The sequence below is a fragment of the Prevotella sp. C0026C3 genome (assembly GCF_056590795.1).
Map to the genome: position 1 here is coordinate 1 of NZ_JBWPWW010000015.1, position 16,344 is coordinate 16,344.

Sequence of the window (16,344 nt, forward strand, 5' to 3'; positions counted from 1 at the left end):
TAGTGGGTCAATAATAAATCGTTTTACTGGGTCTAAGATACTTTGCCAGCGTGGGTCAAATTAGTGTGGCTTTTCCACTTAGCGGTCGATGACGAATGAACGGGTTACGATGCCGTTGTAGGTGTTTACGGTTAGACGGATTTGAGTAGTTTTTTTGATGTCGTCAAGTGGTATATTGACATACTGACGAACAGTATAGTATTCGGGAACACCGTTTTGTCGGTGATAGAGTTGTAGGTAAATGGTAGGCATACTGGTACCTGTTGCCGATGTGGAATCGTGCATCACCGAGACTACTTGCTTATTGTCTACACCGTCTTGTCGACCGGTTTTTAGTCCCAATTGCAAGTTTAGATAGCGACGGTTGGTACTCATCCATGCGCTCTCCAGCTTTAATGGATCGGTAAAGATGGTGTCAATACGTGCTGTAGGTACGCTTTTGAGAACAGGGACACGTGCTATTTGAATGGCTTCGGTGGTGTGGTCGGTCACCTTTCCGTAGTAGAGTAGGGCGCGATAAGTGGAATCCGGCGTCGTAGCCCAGTCGGCTTTGGCATGCGGACTTAGCTTAAGTAGGTCTCCCTTATCGGTATGGCAGTAGTCTATTTGTCCTTTGGTAGCAGCATGCGCATCCACGATGTCGGCCTGAAGATATGAATATCGGCCGTCACCGGTGTCATAGCTGTTGTGCTCGCAAGCTATGATGAGGGGGATAAACAGTGCCAACCAATATTTCGACATATTACTTAGTAGCTGCTAAATAGTTGATGGCAGGGTTGGCATACATGGTTAACAGACGTTCGCGGAGATAGGCTTCATCTTTATTAGGGATGTCTATCTTGGTTAATTGTCCTGCTATGTATTGCTCAAACTGTTGTTGTTGCTCGGTCGTATAGGCACCGGTGTGCTCCTGTGTGCCATGAAGTAGGTCGAGAGCTACGTAGTTTGACGGGTAGAGACGATAGTTACGATGAATCTCGTGGTCTATGTGAGCAGCGATTTTCTCGTATAGTTCGGCTTTCGGCATGTTTTCATCGAGAGTCGAGAGATAGTCGTCAATGCATGGAGTACAATGATAATGTAGGTGCCCTTTGTAGCCCATGATGCCCGTTTGCATGCTGTGTACATCGTCTTGAGCGCTCTTTCTCCACCCCGGAACGTCGCGCTTAAGTTGGAATTCGGCCGCTTTGAGATAGTCACAGGGGTCGTATTCGTAGGAAAGCGACAGTGGAACGATATGCATTTGCTTCAATCTATCGATGATAGAGCCTTCACCTCCCATCGTAATCATCTTAAGAATAGCCTCTTGGGTGTGGTCGTTGCTGTCCTTGGCACGACCCTCTCGCTGTGCTATCCAAATGTTTTCATGCTTCTCACTAATGGCGAAATGCATGTAATCGGCCAATCGTTTGCTCGAAAGGAGCATTTGGCGCATGGGCAATCCACGCTCTACGATGAATGATTTGTTAACTCTTACGAGGTCTTTCACCCATGGTAGGGACAGTAAATTATCGCCAATGGCAATCTCACAAGTAGTTGTGAACTTGGCATCTATGAGGAACATGGACAGAGAAGACGGGTCCATTACGATGTCGCGGTGATTGCTGATGAACGTATATCGTCCGGTATTGTCGACCGCTGATGCGTCCATTTCAAAACCGGTAGTGGTCTTTGTCAACACATTTTTGACGAAGTCGTAGCTGAAAGCGTACTGAAACTCCATGCTGGTTTTGCATGCTCGCATTTTCTTACCGATGGCTTCGATAGACACACCGGGCATCAGAAAGTTCATCACGGCTTGAAATTGCGGATGTGCCAACAATCTGTCGTACACCTCAGGAAGCTCTTCCGGCTCATAAGGTCGGATAGCATCGAATTTCTTCAGTAGTTCTTTGTCCATGGTTCGTAAGATTAATGGTGAAAGATGAAGGCTGTTGGCGTTAGTCGAACTGGTTCTCTACGATTTCGCTCAACACCTCTTTGATATCCAATCCGGCTGCACGCACCTGCTGAGGAATGAAACTTGTGGGAGTCATTCCGGGTGTTGTGTTGATTTCAAGCATGTTGATTTGATCGTTACCGTCTTGGGCTTTTGAGATGATATAGTCGATACGTATGATTCCGTTGGCGTGCAGGATGTCGTAAATACGACTTGTCAACTTCGCAACTTGGGCTGCGGTGTCATCGCTAATACGTGCCGGTGTAATCTCTTGTACCTGTCCGTTGTACTTGGCATTGTAGTCGAAGAACTCGTTTTTAGTCACAACTTCAGTGGCAGGGAATACTACCGATTTGTCTTTCGTCTTATAAACACCCTGCGAAATCTCCGTTCCTTCGAGATAGCTTTCTATCATTACCTCATCGCTCTCCATGAAAGCGACACGCAGGGCAGGCGCCAACTGGTCTACGTTCTTTACCTTTGAGACGCCGAAACTGGAACCGTCGGCAGCCGGTTTCACGAAACAAGGCATGCCAAGGCGGCGTTCCACCTCTGCTTCATCGCATGTGTCTTCGCGCCGAAGTAGCATGCTGTCGGCCACATTGATACCGTATGTACTGAGATATTTATTGAGTACGAATTTATCGAAAGTCAATGCTTCAACCAAAACACTGCTAGTGGAGTAGGGCATACCAATGAGTTCAAAGTATCCTTGCATGTATCCATTCTCACCGGGCTGGCCATGAATGGTGATATAAGCATAATCGAAGCACGTCGTTTTGTCGTCGAGCAAGAATGAGAAGTCGTTCTTATTGATGTGCGCAATGTCTCCGTTGTCGAGGTTTACGTGCCAATCGTCTCCCTTCACATCAACAATGTAGATGTTATAACGCTCTTTATCGAAAAAGGAATAAAGTCCCTGTGCAGAGCGCAGAGATACATCGTGTTCCGATGAATCGCCACCACAAACGATAGCAATCGTTCTCTTTAAATTTTCCATATTATCAAATTGTTTTCTATTTTTCTTCAAAAGTATTGGCTGTAGTGCCATGTATGAAGCTTCTCCACTTCTCTACGAGCTGGCTTAAATCGCTTGGCCATTCGCTTGTAAAGTCCATCTGCTTGCCTGTGATGGGATGTACGAATCCTAAAGTGCGGGCATGTAGAGCCTGTCGATTACAGATTTTGAAGCAGTTCATGATAAAAGCTTTATACGTACTGCTACGTTGTCCGCGCAGGATTTCGCATCCGCCGTACCGTTCATCGCCAAAGAGCGGATGCCCGATGTGCTTCATGTGAGCACGTATCTGGTGAGTTCTACCGGTCTCAAGGATACATTCTATCAGCGTCACGTAGCCGAATCGTTCGATGACGCGGTAATGAGTAACGGCCGGTTTGCCTATCTCGCTATCGGTAGGAAACACCGTCATGCGCAGTCTATCCTTGGGATCGCGTGCTATGTTGCCTTCTATGCGCCCCTCGTCTTCGGCTAAATTACCCCACACCAGTGCATTGTAGCTGCGATGAGTGGTCTTGTTGAAGAACTGCTTACCCAAAATTGACTTTGCATCGGCGGTCTTTGCCACAACCAACAGTCCGCTTGTGTCCTTATCAATACGATGTACCAACCCCACTTCGGGGTCATTAGGGTCGAATGATTTCAAGTCCTTCAGATGCCAAGCCACGGCATTGATGAGTGTACCGGTGAAGTTTCCAGCTCCCGGATGTACCACCATACCAGCCTCTTTGTTGACTACCATGAGTGCATCGTCTTCGTAAACGATGTTCAGGGGAATGTCTTCGGCCACGATACTCGTGTCGTGTTTCGGCTTGTCGAGCATCAATGTGATGACGTCGAGAGGCCGAACCTTGTAGTTACTCTTTACCGGTTTGTTGTTCACACGGATGGCACCGGCCTCCGCTGCTGCCTGTATACGGTTGCGACTGATATAGGGATTGCGCTCTGTAAGGTATTTGTCGATACGCACAGGCTCCTGTCCTTTGTCGACTTCTACCCTCCAATGCTCATAGAGTTGTTGGCTTTCGTCGCTGTCTTCTATCTCGTCAATTATCTCTTCTATCATGTATTGCGAGGCTCTAGTGTTGTTAACTACTCTTTCCTTGGTGTTGTAGCGGGCTGCTCTTCGGGTACAGTCACCTCTTGGAACTCGTCTACATCGCCCTTTTCTTCCTCAAATATGGGGGCAGTTGTGGGTTCAATGTAGTCCACGGAGTCGTCGGCAGAGCGCTGACCGTTGCCCACCTGTATCGTCAAAGAGTCTTCTACGGATATGCGTTGTCCTGCCGTTACGTGCTGACCACGTACCACGATGCCGTATACCCAATCTCTTTCGCCGGCCACATATTCCGGTTCCGTGAGCTTAAAGCCCATGGCTGAGAGTTTGGCGATGGCTTCGCGCAATGAACTATTGTCTATGACATCGGGCAAAGCGATGGTAGGTGACTGGAGCGAATTGATGGTCACATAAACGATATGTCCCGATTTTACGCGCTCACCGCTTTCAGGTGACTGCTCCAATATGCAGTCGGCAGGCTGCGATTTCACATATCCTGTATCTGTTACGACCATGGTAAGCCCTAGATTGCTGAGCATTTGCTCGGCATCCGTGGCGTTCATGTGTTTAATATTCGGTATCGCGATGGATTCGCCATGATGCGTATAGACATCAAGACCGTACTTCACGCCGAAGCAAAGTGCCACGATAACGATGCCCATTGCCAATATGTTGCCCCAGAAATAACGGCTTTTGAATTTATTGACGAATTCAGATGATTTCATCTTGCTTTATAATTGGAATGTTATGCAAAGATAAGTAATTTTTCGATAAACCATTGTGATTCCACGAAAAAGTGTGCATACACGTTTCGGGTGCGCCGTGTAGGCGGCTCTTAAACACAACATACCCCCATGAGAAAGATTCCTCAAGGGGGTATGTTGAAGTTCTTTGTTGAAAAAGAACTTGACTCTGTTCACTGTTTATTTGCCGTGATTCTCGCTAGAAACAGTTAGTTTCTTACGTCCACGTGCGCGGCGAGCAGCCAAAACGCGGCGACCATTCTTGGTTGACATTCTCTCGCGGAAGCCGTGCTTGTTCACTCTTCTTCTGTTGTGAGGCTGAAATGTTCTTTTCATTTTAGTTCTATTTTATTATTATTTGTTTCTTCGCTTTGGGCTGCAAAAGTACTCATAATTTTCGAAATGGCAAAGAAATAGACTAATTTTCAGCCACTTTCGAGCGTATTTTGTATTTTATTCGTAACTTTGCAATCGATTTTAGACGTATATTTAACGTGTAAATATATATAATAACACAAATATGATCAATTCACAGGAAATTAAAATCGGAACTTGCATCCGTATGGATGGTAAGATTTGGACATGTATCGACTTCCAGCATGTAAAGCCCGGAAAGGGTAATACGGTGATGCGTACAAAGTTGAAGAACGTTTCCGACGGTCGCGTATTGGAGCGTACGTTCCAAGTAGGATTCAAGTTGGAGGATGTTCGTGTTGAGCGTCGCCCTTATCAGTATCTGTATCAAGACCCAACAGGTTACATCTTCATGAACCAAGAAACTTTCGAGCAGATTCCAATCGCTAGAGAAGGTATTGAGGGTGTAGACTTTATGAAGGAAGGCGACGTCGTAGAAGTCGTTACAGATACATCGGATGGTACTATCCTGTCTGCTGAAATGCCTGTTAAGACTGTGCTCCGTATTACTCATTCAGAGCCGGGCGTAAAGGGCAACACAGCTACTAATGCAACCAAACCGGCTACATTGGAGACCGGAGCTGAGGTTCGTGTACCTTTGTTCATCAACGAAGGTGACCTGATTCAGGTTGATACACGCGATGGAAGCTACCTGAACCGTGTAAACGAATAATATTTTTTCAGGGCAAAGAGATTCTTGTTGTCTCCTTGAGGGAGGCGGAGTCTCTTTGCCCTTTTCTGTTTCTTTTAATGCCTATCTGCTACATGAAATACTCTGTTATTGTACCTGTATTCAATCGTCCCGATGAAGTGAGCGAACTATTAGATAGCCTTACACATCAGACAGTGACCGATTTTGAAGTTGTCATCGTGGAAGATGGGTCGCAAGTGCCTTGTAAAGAGGTATGCGAAGCGTATGCCGACCGACTCAATCTGCATTATTATGCCAAGACAAACAGCGGTCCGGGGCAGAGCCGAAACTACGGTGCAAGTGTAGCACAGGGTGAATACCTGCTGATTCTAGATAGTGATGTTGTCTTACCCGAAGGTTATTTGAAGGCTATAGACGACGAGTTGAATCGCGAGCCGGCCGATGCTTTTGGGGGACCAGACTGTGCTCACGAGTCATTTACACCAGTCCAAAAAGCCATTTCTTATAGTATGACTTCGTTTTTTACCACAGGTGGCATTCGCGGAGGCAAGAAGAAACTCGATAAATTCTATCCTCGTTCGTTCAATATGGGCATTCGTAGCGATGTCTACCATGCTTTGGGCGGTTTTTCTAAGATGCGTTTCGGCGAAGATATAGACTTTAGCATCCGTATATTTAAGGCCGGTTATCGCTGCCGGTTGTTCCCCGAAGCGTGGGTATGGCATAAGCGTCGTACTGATTTTATGAAGTTTTGGCGACAAGTATATAATAGTGGTATCGCGCGTATCAATCTTTATATGAAGTATCCTGAATCGTTGAAACTCGTCCATATGCTCCCTATGGTGTTTACGGTGGGAGTGTTTCTGTTGGTGATATTGGGAATAATAGGTATCGTAAACCTTGCATTTGGGCAGAATAGTATGCAACATGCTGTTGGTTTTTGGGCTTGTACATTTGCTGCCACCCCTCTGTTGCTCTATTCGTTGCTTATCTTTATCGGATCTACCTTAAAGAATAAGAGTCTGCAAGTAGGTGCTTTATCCATTATCGCAGCTTTTATTCAACTTATGGGCTATGGTTTTGGATTCTTGGAAGCTGTTTGGAAACGTATGGTTTTACAGAAAGATGAATTCTCGGCATACGAGAAGAACTTCTATAATTGATAAGTAAGTGACTCATAATTATCAATTCTCAATTTTGAATTTTCAATTAAATCGATGAAACTCAACATCAATCAGTGGGCCGAAGAAGACCGACCACGCGAGAAACTTCTTGCGCGAGGAGCTGAGAACCTTACCGATGCCGAACTGTTGGCTATCTTGATAGGGTCGGGATCGGTGCATGAGAGTGCCGTAGATTTGATGAAGCGAGTCTTGAAAGACTGCAATAACAACCTCAACGCACTTGGTAAGAAAACAGTGAAAGAGTTGATGGATTACAACGGGATAGGAGAAGCCAAGGCTATTACGATATTGGCGGCTTGCGAATTGGGCAAGCGACGGGCACGAGAAAAAGCTGTGGAGCGTGCCGACTTGGGCAGTGCTACGGCTATCTATAATTATATGCACACCCTGATGCAAGACCTTGACGTGGAAGAGGCGTGGGTGTTGCTCATGAATCAGAATTATAAACTCATCAAGGCGCAACGTATTAGTCATGGTGGCATTAACGAAACGGCGGTCGATGTACGTGTCATCATGAAAGAAGCAATTCTCTGTAATGCCACCATTTTGGCCTTAACGCATAATCATCCGAGCAATAACACGATGCCAAGTCGTATGGATGATGAGTTGACACAGTGTGTTAAGAAGGCTTGTGAGTTGATGCGTATCTACTTCTTAGACCATGTAGTTGTCACCGACGGGGCTTATTATAGCTACCGAGAAGAAGGTAGGCTGTGATGAGAAAAGCTCCTCCCCACCCCTCCCCATAGAGGGGATGGCGAAAGGAATAGACCTTTTCCGTGCTACAACTTAAGAACTTATAAACTCAAAAACTTAAATACTAAAACCTAAACTCGTCTACTTGTCAACTTAAACCCTTGTTAACTAGTTTATTCGTTAACTTGTTTACTAAAACGATTGAGTTGGGTTGGGGCTATTGCAAAGCCTCCCCAGTATTGCTGTATAGCCATTTCAGCATCGCTGCCTAGCCGAGACAGCAGTGTTGCCCGGCCACTGCAACATTGTATTTGTAATTTCCTTAAATGTTTATCTAAACCTAGCGGGTGTAAGAAAATAAGTCATTGCCTGTTCAATCATGTTGTAGGCGGGCTTTAAACAAAAAACCGCGGACATCGTCTGCGGTTGGTATTGTAGTGTAAGAGAAAGGTGGTTTAGAGATATTGTTGAAAGAATTTAGCTATCGTATTGCCGGGCTGTTTCTTTATGGTGGCTTTCATGAATTGGTAGAAAGTCGAGTCGGCCTTGTCGGCATGCCCTTTAAGCATTGCGATACTATCCTTTGACGCATGCCGCATGTTAGCCGAAAGGTATAGATTGGAGGCCGTATTGCGTTGTATGGTGAGGTCTTTCCACTGCTGTATCAGATTATTTTGTGGTGTCCCGGAGGTGATGCTGTTGGTATCGAGGTGCACCTTGATAACGCCGGGTTCGGTCACTACGAGCAGCTCTTGAGCTTGCATGCGCTGTCTGAAAGGCAATCGGATGATGCTCACGCGCTCTGTGTCGCCCTCAAATACAAACTTACCATTGTGCGCATACGTGGAATCCACGTTTCCCCAATTGGCTCCCGTCATGGGTACAAGATAAATTTTCTGCCCATCAGCGACGCCTGCTGTAACCGTACCTTCTATCCTATAGCGTGGCTTGTTGTTACAGCTGAAGAGCAATAGCAAGATTGCCGAGAGAAAAATCACTCTTTTCATGATTCTCATATTGTTTTTGTAAAAAGCCCCGACGTATTGACCGTTCGGGGCTTCCACCTAAATACTAATACCCTACGACGTTACTTTCTCTTGAAATTCCAGAAGAATGCAGTTCCCCAGTCGCCTGCTCCGGGTTCTGGAGCGCAAAGACGGAGTTCTTTGCTGTCGGCTTTGAGAATCTGATAGACGTATTGGCGAGCATTGCCATTATTGACCATGAGACCCATCAATGGAATTGTACCATTGAAAGTGAGGGTTCCGATGTCCCAACCGTCTTTGATTTTGGTACTGGTTGCACTGACACTACCGGTCTCACCACGGCTGGTTTTAACACCGCCGGCGCCTAGCCCCATAGAGAACCAACCATCGAGACCATCTTTGGTGAGTCCTTTATCCTTAGCCTGACCGTCGACTTCGGAAGCTTTAACAACCCACCAAGCCGGTCCGGTAGACTCCATGTATCCACCATTACCCCATACACCGTCGGCTGCTTCAGTGTTCCAAGTGTATGTATAAGATGTGAAGTCGCCCTTACCATCACCAAACAAGGTGGTAAGCATGGGGTCGAGGTCAGTGAATTCTTTTACGTCGATGGATTTAGCTTCCGACTTTGCCACTGAGCGATCAAAGCCTGTAACCTGTACATAGTACTTGACGGTGCGGGCAGGAGGCAATACCTGTACTTTCACCGAAGTACCACTACCGACCATCTCGTTTGTTTCTGCATCGTATACATAGATATAACGTGTAGGCGATGTGGTGACAACGAGGTTGTTGTTGCCTTCTTTCTTAGCTGTAATCTGAAGTTCTTTGCTGAGTTCTTCGGATGTAACGTTGGCTACCGGGCTCTCATCATCTTGCTGCGGATTGCAAGATGCCATCATGAAAGTCAGTAGAGCAGCTGCAAATAATATCTTTTTCATATTTCTGTTTCTTTTTGATGAGTGAATTATTTCCAACCCTGATATTCAGAGGTGTTGTCAGTCCAACCTTCATTTTGGGTGACACTACCCAATGAAACTTGACTTTCTGGCATCTTTTGGAAGCCGGCTGTGGCCTTATAGCGTGCTTCGTAGCCACCGTTGTGGGCTATGTTTTTGTCGGAAGCTCCACAATAGTAGATAGGTTGATTGAGCTGTCTTGATAACATTTGGGCAGCAATGTGCCAACGACGGATGTCATTCCAGCGAGTACCTTCGAATGCCAACTCCCAGCGACGTTCGTTCTGAAGAGCCTTGAGAGAGTAAGCTCCGATAGGGCTCAAGCCTGCACGAGCACGCACTTTGTTGATACCTGCGACGTCTTCTTTCAATTCGCTCTGCATCAAAAGTACATCTGCGAAACGAATCAATACGATGTCGTGGATGTTACCTAATTGGAAGTTGTTGTTGCCTTGTATCCAGTTGGAAGGCCCATACATTAAGCTTTCAAAGCAACTCAGGTAAGGTACCGCGTTAGAACCTGTTGTTGGGAAAGCTTCTTCGTAGGTTCCATCGTTCTTAGCAGAAACCGGAGACTGCTTCTTCTCATAATAGTCGGTTTCTTGAACAAAGTCGGCCCATCCACCCTTTGCATAATTAGGTAGTTTGTTCACATCCTGAATAGATGCTTCAAGACGCTTGTCGCCGGGCTCGGCACTATTCCAGTCGTCTACCAAGTTGGGAGCTACAGAACCTGCACCCCATCCTTGTCCGAAGGGGAATGTATTAGCTAAGTCTTGTCCACCGCGTACACCGAAGTGCAATGCTAGCCCGTTGGCATAACCAATGGTTGTAGCCCAGTCGGCACGCTTGTTAAACTTGATGGCGAACATAGACTCCGGGTTAACGGCATTATCGTCTTCTACCCATTTCAATCCTTTACCCTTGGTATATTCGTAGTCTTCTTTCGTGTTACGGTTACTATATGCCCACAGGTTGCGGAAGTCGGGAACCAATGAGTAGCCGGAACTGTTGACACACTCATCGATACATGCAATCACTTGTGCCTTGGTCAAAGTGTTGCCGTTAGGCAATGCAACTTCGGTCAAAGATTTGTAAGTGGTGCTGGTCAAGTCGGCGATAGTAGTACCGTTTCCGTAGAAACCTGTGTAGAACAACCAAGCACGTCCCAACATAGCACTGGCTGTATAGCGGTCAATATGACCGTTGGTCAGACGTTGTTTTGGCATTGTTGTGGCTGCAGTGTACAGGTCTTGAAGTATCTGTCCCCACAATACTTTCACGTCACCCGGAGTAACTGTCTCGCCGGAAGGAGCTGTCATCAAAGGTACGTTACCGTACATAGATGCCAATTCGTAGTGATAGAAGGCACGTAGGAAGAGTGCTTCACCCATGACCTGCGCCTTGTTCTCTCCGTCTAACTTTGTATTTGGGATAGACGCAATCAGTGTGTTGGCGCGGTTGATGCCTTGATAACGCTGACTCCAGAAATCTTTTGTCATATCAGCATTGTAGTTACAGATGAGGTCTAAAGCCTGCATCATCTTGTCGTTGACACCACCACCACCGAGCTGATCGTCGCTAGCCAAGTCAGAATAATACAAGAACGACTCTTGAGGATTGGCCATCACTGCATTCAAATTCTCATAGATGCCGGCCAAAACGGCTGTCGCATCGCTTGATTTTGCAGGGAAGTTTTCAGTAGACAGGTCCGTCATGTTCTGGATATTGTTGATATCACACGATGTAAATGTCCCTGCTATCATCAGAAGCGAGCCTATGATATATGATATTCTTTTCATTGTTGTTTCGATTTAGAATTTAACATTGACACCAACCAAGAATGTACGAGGTTGTGGGTAGTTACCTACATCAACACCGGTTACCCAAGGCTCTCCACTATTAAGAGCCATACCGTTCTCAGGATCCATTCCCTTGTATCCGGTAATGGTAAATAGGTTCTGTGCGGTGAAGTAGAGACGGAGTTGTGAGAATGGGCATGCTTTCCAGTTCTTAGCGAAATCATAACCGATAGTCATGTTCTGTAAGCGGAAGTAACCAGCATTGTCTACATAGATATCTGATACTTGCTGCCAGTTAGGACCGGTATTCATACGGGCCAAGAGTGGGTATCTGTTAGAGGTTCCTTCACCATTCCAGTAGCCATATACTTCAGAAGTGTAATTCTCTTGCTCACCGTCGGTGAACTTACGATATGATCTTGCAACCTGTTGTCCAAGAGCTGTATAGCCTGTCACAGAGAAATCAAAACCTTTATAACCGAAGTTGAGGCTGAGACCCATAGTTACATCGGGGTTAGGATTGCCCAAATTAGTCTTGTCGGCAGGGGTGATGACACCGTCACCATCAACGTCTACGAACTTTAAATCACCGGGTTTCAAACCTGTTCCTTGTAGAGAATGAGTAGCATCTCCACCACAGTTCTTTGCTAGGTAGGCCTCCAAATCGTTCTGATTCTGAATGACTCCATCGGTCTTATAGCCATAGAAGTAACCGATAGGGAATCCTTCTTCAAAGCGAGCCATGATACCTGTGTTCTGTGCGAGCAAGTCGTTACCGCCTTCATTGTACTTACGAGGACTATTAACGGTAATCACCTTATTATTATTGTAGGCAATATTATAGTTTACACCATAAGTAAAGTCTGTGCCAATCTTATCTTGCCAGTTCAAACCAAGCTCAATACCAGTGTTCCGGACAGTACCGGCGTTCTGCCATTGTTTGTCAAAACCGGTTGTTGCAGCAACAGGAACTTCCAGCAACAAGTCCTTTGTCTTCTTATAATACCAGTCGAAGTTCACGTTCAAACGCTGATTTAAGAAGCGAGCATCAATACCTACGTTGGTCTGTTCTGATGTCTCCCATGTCAATTCTTCGTTAGAAAGACGTGATGGACTGGCTCCCGGTGTATAGCTGTCTTTATTATTATTGAATGAATAGTTAGACAGTTCATCGAATGCAAAGGTTGCTTGGTAAGCGAAACTCGATACAATATTCTTGTTACCATTTTGTCCCCAGCTGGCACGAAGTTTCAAGTAGTCCATCCAACTGCGTGTAGATTCCATAAACTTCTCGTTGCTTACAACCCATCCTGCAGATACCGATGGGAAGTAACCCCAGCGATGTCCGGGGGCAAAGATAGAAGAGCCATCGGCACGGAAGATAGCTGTCAGCATGTAAGTCTCGTTATAGTCGTAGTTGATGCGGCCGAAGTAAGACAGGCTACGAGTGTCTACATAAGGAGTACCGATAACAGTTGCCTTACCACCCTTGTCGCTAGTAGCCGACAGATAAGCGTGGCTGAAATCTCCAAAGATACTTGTTGTAGAGATACCTTGGATGGATTCACCGAAGTTAGGCTTTGATTCGCCGTATTCCATACCGGCTAATACGTCAATATGGTGAACCCTCTCCAAATCGAATTTATAGTTAACAGTGTGGGTATTGCTCCATCCCCAGCCGAGTCCGGCTTGTTGTGTGACTTGGTCGGTGGTACGTTTCATACCTGCCGTATTCTCATTTGCGTTGAAGTTAGGCAAGAAGCTACGCCATGACCATGAACTTTGGTTGTAGTTGAACTGTCCACGATACACCAAGTTCTTGATGGGTTGAATCTCGTAGTAACCTACTGCTGACAGATTAAAGCTGCGACTTTTGTTGTTAGAACCTTGAGAATTCTCCAAAACGTAAAGTGGGTTTACAGTATAAGAGTTGTACTTATACCATCCCTCAGTGCCTGATTTCTTCAGGTCGTCGTTGTTGAAATAGTTGCCATCAGCATTGTATAGAGGCACCAAAGGATTAGCACGAAGCATGTCGGAGATAGAGTTGCCGTACTGGTTTCCTATCTGGATACCTTGATTTTCGCGATGATTGAAGTATACATTCTCCCCAATTTTCACTACATCGAGTCCCTTTTCGTTGCGATAAATGACGTGTTCAGAGTTCAAACGTATGGTGAAACGACGGAAATCGCTCTTGGCGAAGTCTCCACCGAAGATACCATCTTGATACTGATAACCCACGCCGGTGCTGAACTTAGAACGGTCTGTACCGCCGGTAACGTTGAGAGCGTGACTTGTAGTCACTGCATTTTTGTTACGCAAGAGGTCGAGCCAGTTGGTACCCTTGTTCGTTCCGTCGTTGTAAGCCTTCAATAAATCGGCGTCAATGAACTTGCTCCAGTCCCAAGGTGCTACTCCGCTGTTGTTTCTTACGAGGTCTTGTACCTGCATATATTCCTTAGCTGTCAGCAAGTCGGGCATGCGATATACGTTCTGCCAACCCACATTGCCGTCGTAGCTCACCTGTATCTTACCCTCTTTACCTTGGCGTGTGGTAATCAAGATGACACCATTGGCAGCTGCCGAACCGTAGATGGCAGCCGAAGCACCGTCCTTCAATACGTCAATACGCTCGATGTCGGCCGGGTTGATATTGTTAATATCGCCACCCGATACGCCGTCGATAACGTATAATGGCTTAGTATCACTATTCGTACCGGCACCACGGATGGTTACTTTGAATCCATCACCGGGCTGTCCTGATATAGCTTGAATGTTCACACCGGGACTCATGCTCTGCAATGCGCCCAATGCTTGAGTGGTATTCATCTTTTGTAGGTCAGAACCTTTTACTTCGACGGTAGCGCCTGTTACCAGTTTCTTCTTCTGTACACCATAACCTACAACAACGACTTCGTCCAAACTGGTGTCTTCAGACTGAAGTGTAAGAGAAAAATTGGATTGATTTCCCACTTGGATTTCCTGCGTCTTATAGCCGATATAACTAACGACGAGGGTTGCACCCGGTTTCACATTCATGCTGAAGTTACCATCTAAGTCGGTAACAACACCATTGGTAGTACCTTTCTCTAATACGGTTGCACCGATGACGGGGCCTTGAGAATCTACAATGTGACCGGTAATTTTCTTGGCTTGTTGCACCTCTTTGACCGAGGAATTAGGCAAAGCAGCCAATGCTTGTGGTGAATAGGCGAGTCCTAATGTTGCACAAGCACCCATGACCAAAGCTGTCTTTCTAAAATGAAGAGTCATACTTTTAGGTATTTCTATAGGTTAAACGTTTAATAGATTTTGGTATTTGGAGTCTTCTCCAAAAAAAGTAAGTAGATTAGTTTGCAAGTATTTTATACCGCGAACAGCATTTTTAAGTTGAATTCTTTTCCATGAAGTCTTGGTTTTGTATTGTTTAAGTTCTAGATATTTCCTTTTATGTTTAGGTCGTTTGGTGTCTCCTCTGTCTGACGGCAGGTTAGGTTATCATACGTTTTCTTGTACCGTTGGGGAGATTGATGCAATATTTATTGCTCGCAAAGTTATATAATAAAATCTTATTATGCTGATACTATTTTGCTCAATGCTGATACTATCTTATAACTTTATAGCAAAACATAAATTATCTCAAAAAGGGTAAAGTGTCTGAATGATTATTCTCCACCTATTATAATATAGATATATTAGTGAAAATGACTAATTTTGTGCTATTATAATAGAGTAAAGCAAAATATCGTATGATTTCTTTTGAGTGTGATTACAATAACGGTGCGCATCCGTTGGTGCTGCAACACCTAGTTGATACCAATGATAAGCAAAGCCTCACTTATGGCTTTGATGAGTGGAGCGAGCGTGCTCGCCATCGTATACGGGTAGCCTGCAATGCGCCAAAAGCCGATGTCTATTTCTTATCGGGGGTGCGATGTTGATCTTCCCTTTATTGCTGAGCACTGTGATGCCTTTTATATCGGTGGCACCAAGGTGGGGGCGCTCTGCGGTGAAGCCGTGGTATTCCTCAATGGAGCACCGCGCCAATTCTTCACCATTGTGAAACAGCATGGGGCTTTGTCTGCTAAAGGACGATTGATGGGGCTGCAATTCGATGCTCTTTTCACTGACGACCTTTACTTCCGCATCTCTAAGCATACCATAGATATGGCTATGAAGATGCGCACACTGTTTCTTAAACGGGGCTATCGACTCTTTATCGACTCGCCAACCAATCAACAATTCTTTATCATAGACAACAAACGCGTAGCCGAATTGGAGAAACATGTGCTCTTCACTCATTGGGAGCCATTTGGCTCAGATGCCTTTGTATGCCGCTTTGTGACAAGTTGGGCTACCACGGACGACGACTTGAAGGTACTTGAAGAGTTGTTGTAAACGACTCGTGTGCATCTATCTAAATCCTTGTTAGGTCTACTTTGTAATTCAAAAAAATCTCCCTCTCTTTGGAAAAAGGGTAGTATGATGTTCTTGCAGTGGCTCGGCAGAATTACTGCAAAGCCTTTTCAGCATTGCTGCGAAGCCGAGACAGCGATGTTGCCAAGCCCCTGCAATCAATTAGTAAACAAGTTTACGAGTAGATAAGTAGACGAGTTGGGAGTGAGAAGTGATGGTTTTATGTCAAAAAAGTATTAGCTTTTAAGACTTGTCAATTCTTTTTTTAATAGGAAGATAAGGCCGGTTGGTCTTTTCATCTTGGTTTTGATAGGTATCTTTTACGATTTGATAAAAAATATATCCCTCCAAGTTTGTAAACTTAGAGGGATATATTAATGGAGTAAATACAACTAGTCTACTTATCAACTCGTCAACTTGTTAACTCTTAGGGTATATGTTGATGAAATAAGAACTTTGAAATAGGCTGCTT

General features: G+C 45.3%; 15 protein-coding genes. 5 read left to right on the top strand and 10 right to left on the bottom strand.

Annotated features, from left to right (window positions below; all coding sequences use genetic code 11):
• Positions 1-78 precede the first annotated feature (78 nt).
• From AC1EK4_RS09275 to rpmH, 6 genes are all read right to left on the bottom strand, one after another.
• Positions 79-741: a NigD1/NigD2 family lipoprotein gene (locus tag AC1EK4_RS09275; RefSeq protein WP_480358015.1), complete on the bottom strand. Its 663-nt coding sequence runs from the start codon at positions 739-741 to the stop codon at positions 79-81.
• Between the two features lies 1 nt (position 742).
• Complete coding sequence (locus AC1EK4_RS09280) at positions 743-1,900, bottom strand: 1-acyl-sn-glycerol-3-phosphate acyltransferase (protein ID WP_036896054.1); 1,158 nt, start codon at positions 1,898-1,900, stop codon at positions 743-745.
• Positions 1,901-1,940: 40 nt separating this feature from the next.
• The gene (locus tag AC1EK4_RS09285) at positions 1,941-2,939 is read right to left on the bottom strand and encodes a D-alanine--D-alanine ligase (RefSeq protein ID WP_036896052.1); all 999 of its coding nucleotides are present in this window, start codon (positions 2,937-2,939) and stop codon (positions 1,941-1,943) included.
• Positions 2,940-2,955: 16 nt separating this feature from the next.
• Complete coding sequence (locus AC1EK4_RS09290) at positions 2,956-4,023, bottom strand: RluA family pseudouridine synthase (RefSeq protein ID WP_036896050.1); 1,068 nt, start codon at positions 4,021-4,023, stop codon at positions 2,956-2,958.
• Positions 4,024-4,049: 26 nt separating this feature from the next.
• Positions 4,050-4,739, bottom strand: a complete 690-nt coding sequence (locus tag AC1EK4_RS09295) for a PASTA domain-containing protein (protein WP_036896048.1) — start codon at positions 4,737-4,739, stop codon at positions 4,050-4,052.
• 198 nt (positions 4,740-4,937) lie between these two features.
• Positions 4,938-5,093 (bottom strand): 50S ribosomal protein L34, encoded by a 156-nt coding sequence (gene rpmH / locus AC1EK4_RS09300; RefSeq protein ID WP_082721648.1) that lies wholly within the window; start codon positions 5,091-5,093, stop codon positions 4,938-4,940.
• Positions 5,094-5,277: 184 nt separating this feature from the next.
• On the opposite strand from rpmH, the gene efp reads away from it, so the two are divergent.
• The 3 genes from efp to radC all read left to right on the top strand — a co-directional run bounded on the left by efp (position 5,278) and on the right by radC (position 7,724).
• Positions 5,278-5,844: an elongation factor P gene (efp, locus tag AC1EK4_RS09305; protein ID WP_036896046.1), complete on the top strand. Its 567-nt coding sequence runs from the start codon at positions 5,278-5,280 to the stop codon at positions 5,842-5,844.
• Positions 5,845-5,936: 92 nt separating this feature from the next.
• Positions 5,937-6,986, top strand: a complete 1,050-nt coding sequence (locus AC1EK4_RS09310) for a glycosyltransferase family 2 protein (RefSeq protein WP_036896044.1) — start codon at positions 5,937-5,939, stop codon at positions 6,984-6,986.
• A 54-nt stretch (positions 6,987-7,040) separates the two neighbouring features.
• Positions 7,041-7,724, top strand: coding sequence for a RadC family protein (radC, locus tag AC1EK4_RS09315; RefSeq protein ID WP_052052719.1), 684 nt, complete (start codon positions 7,041-7,043; stop codon positions 7,722-7,724).
• 434 nt (positions 7,725-8,158) lie between these two features.
• On the opposite strand, the gene AC1EK4_RS09320 is transcribed toward radC, so the two are convergent.
• From AC1EK4_RS09320 to AC1EK4_RS09335, 4 genes are all read right to left on the bottom strand, one after another.
• Positions 8,159-8,710 (bottom strand): DUF4369 domain-containing protein, encoded by a 552-nt coding sequence (locus AC1EK4_RS09320; protein ID WP_480358020.1) that lies wholly within the window; start codon positions 8,708-8,710, stop codon positions 8,159-8,161.
• A gap of 80 nt (positions 8,711-8,790) precedes the next feature.
• Positions 8,791-9,633 carry a hypothetical protein gene (locus AC1EK4_RS09325; protein ID WP_480358022.1) on the bottom strand — a complete coding sequence of 281 codons (843 nt, stop codon included), beginning with the start codon at positions 9,631-9,633 and terminating at the stop codon, positions 8,791-8,793.
• Between the two features lie 26 nt (positions 9,634-9,659).
• Positions 9,660-11,453: a RagB/SusD family nutrient uptake outer membrane protein gene (locus AC1EK4_RS09330; RefSeq protein WP_036896039.1), complete on the bottom strand. Its 1,794-nt coding sequence runs from the start codon at positions 11,451-11,453 to the stop codon at positions 9,660-9,662.
• Between the two features lie 12 nt (positions 11,454-11,465).
• Complete coding sequence (locus AC1EK4_RS09335; RefSeq protein ID WP_036896037.1) at positions 11,466-14,729, bottom strand: SusC/RagA family TonB-linked outer membrane protein; 3,264 nt, start codon at positions 14,727-14,729, stop codon at positions 11,466-11,468.
• 476 nt (positions 14,730-15,205) lie between these two features.
• Between AC1EK4_RS09335 and AC1EK4_RS09340 the strand changes: the two genes are divergently transcribed.
• Both AC1EK4_RS09340 and AC1EK4_RS09345 read left to right on the top strand, forming a co-directional pair.
• Positions 15,206-15,397 carry a hypothetical protein gene (locus AC1EK4_RS09340; protein WP_369793907.1) on the top strand — a complete coding sequence of 64 codons (192 nt, stop codon included), beginning with the start codon at positions 15,206-15,208 and terminating at the stop codon, positions 15,395-15,397.
• A complete protein-coding gene (locus AC1EK4_RS09345) occupies positions 15,366-15,854 on the top strand; it encodes a hypothetical protein (RefSeq protein WP_052052715.1) in 489 nt (162 codons plus the stop codon). Before AC1EK4_RS09340 ends, AC1EK4_RS09345 begins: the two co-directional genes overlap by 32 nt.
• Positions 15,855-16,344: the final 490 nt, after the last annotated feature.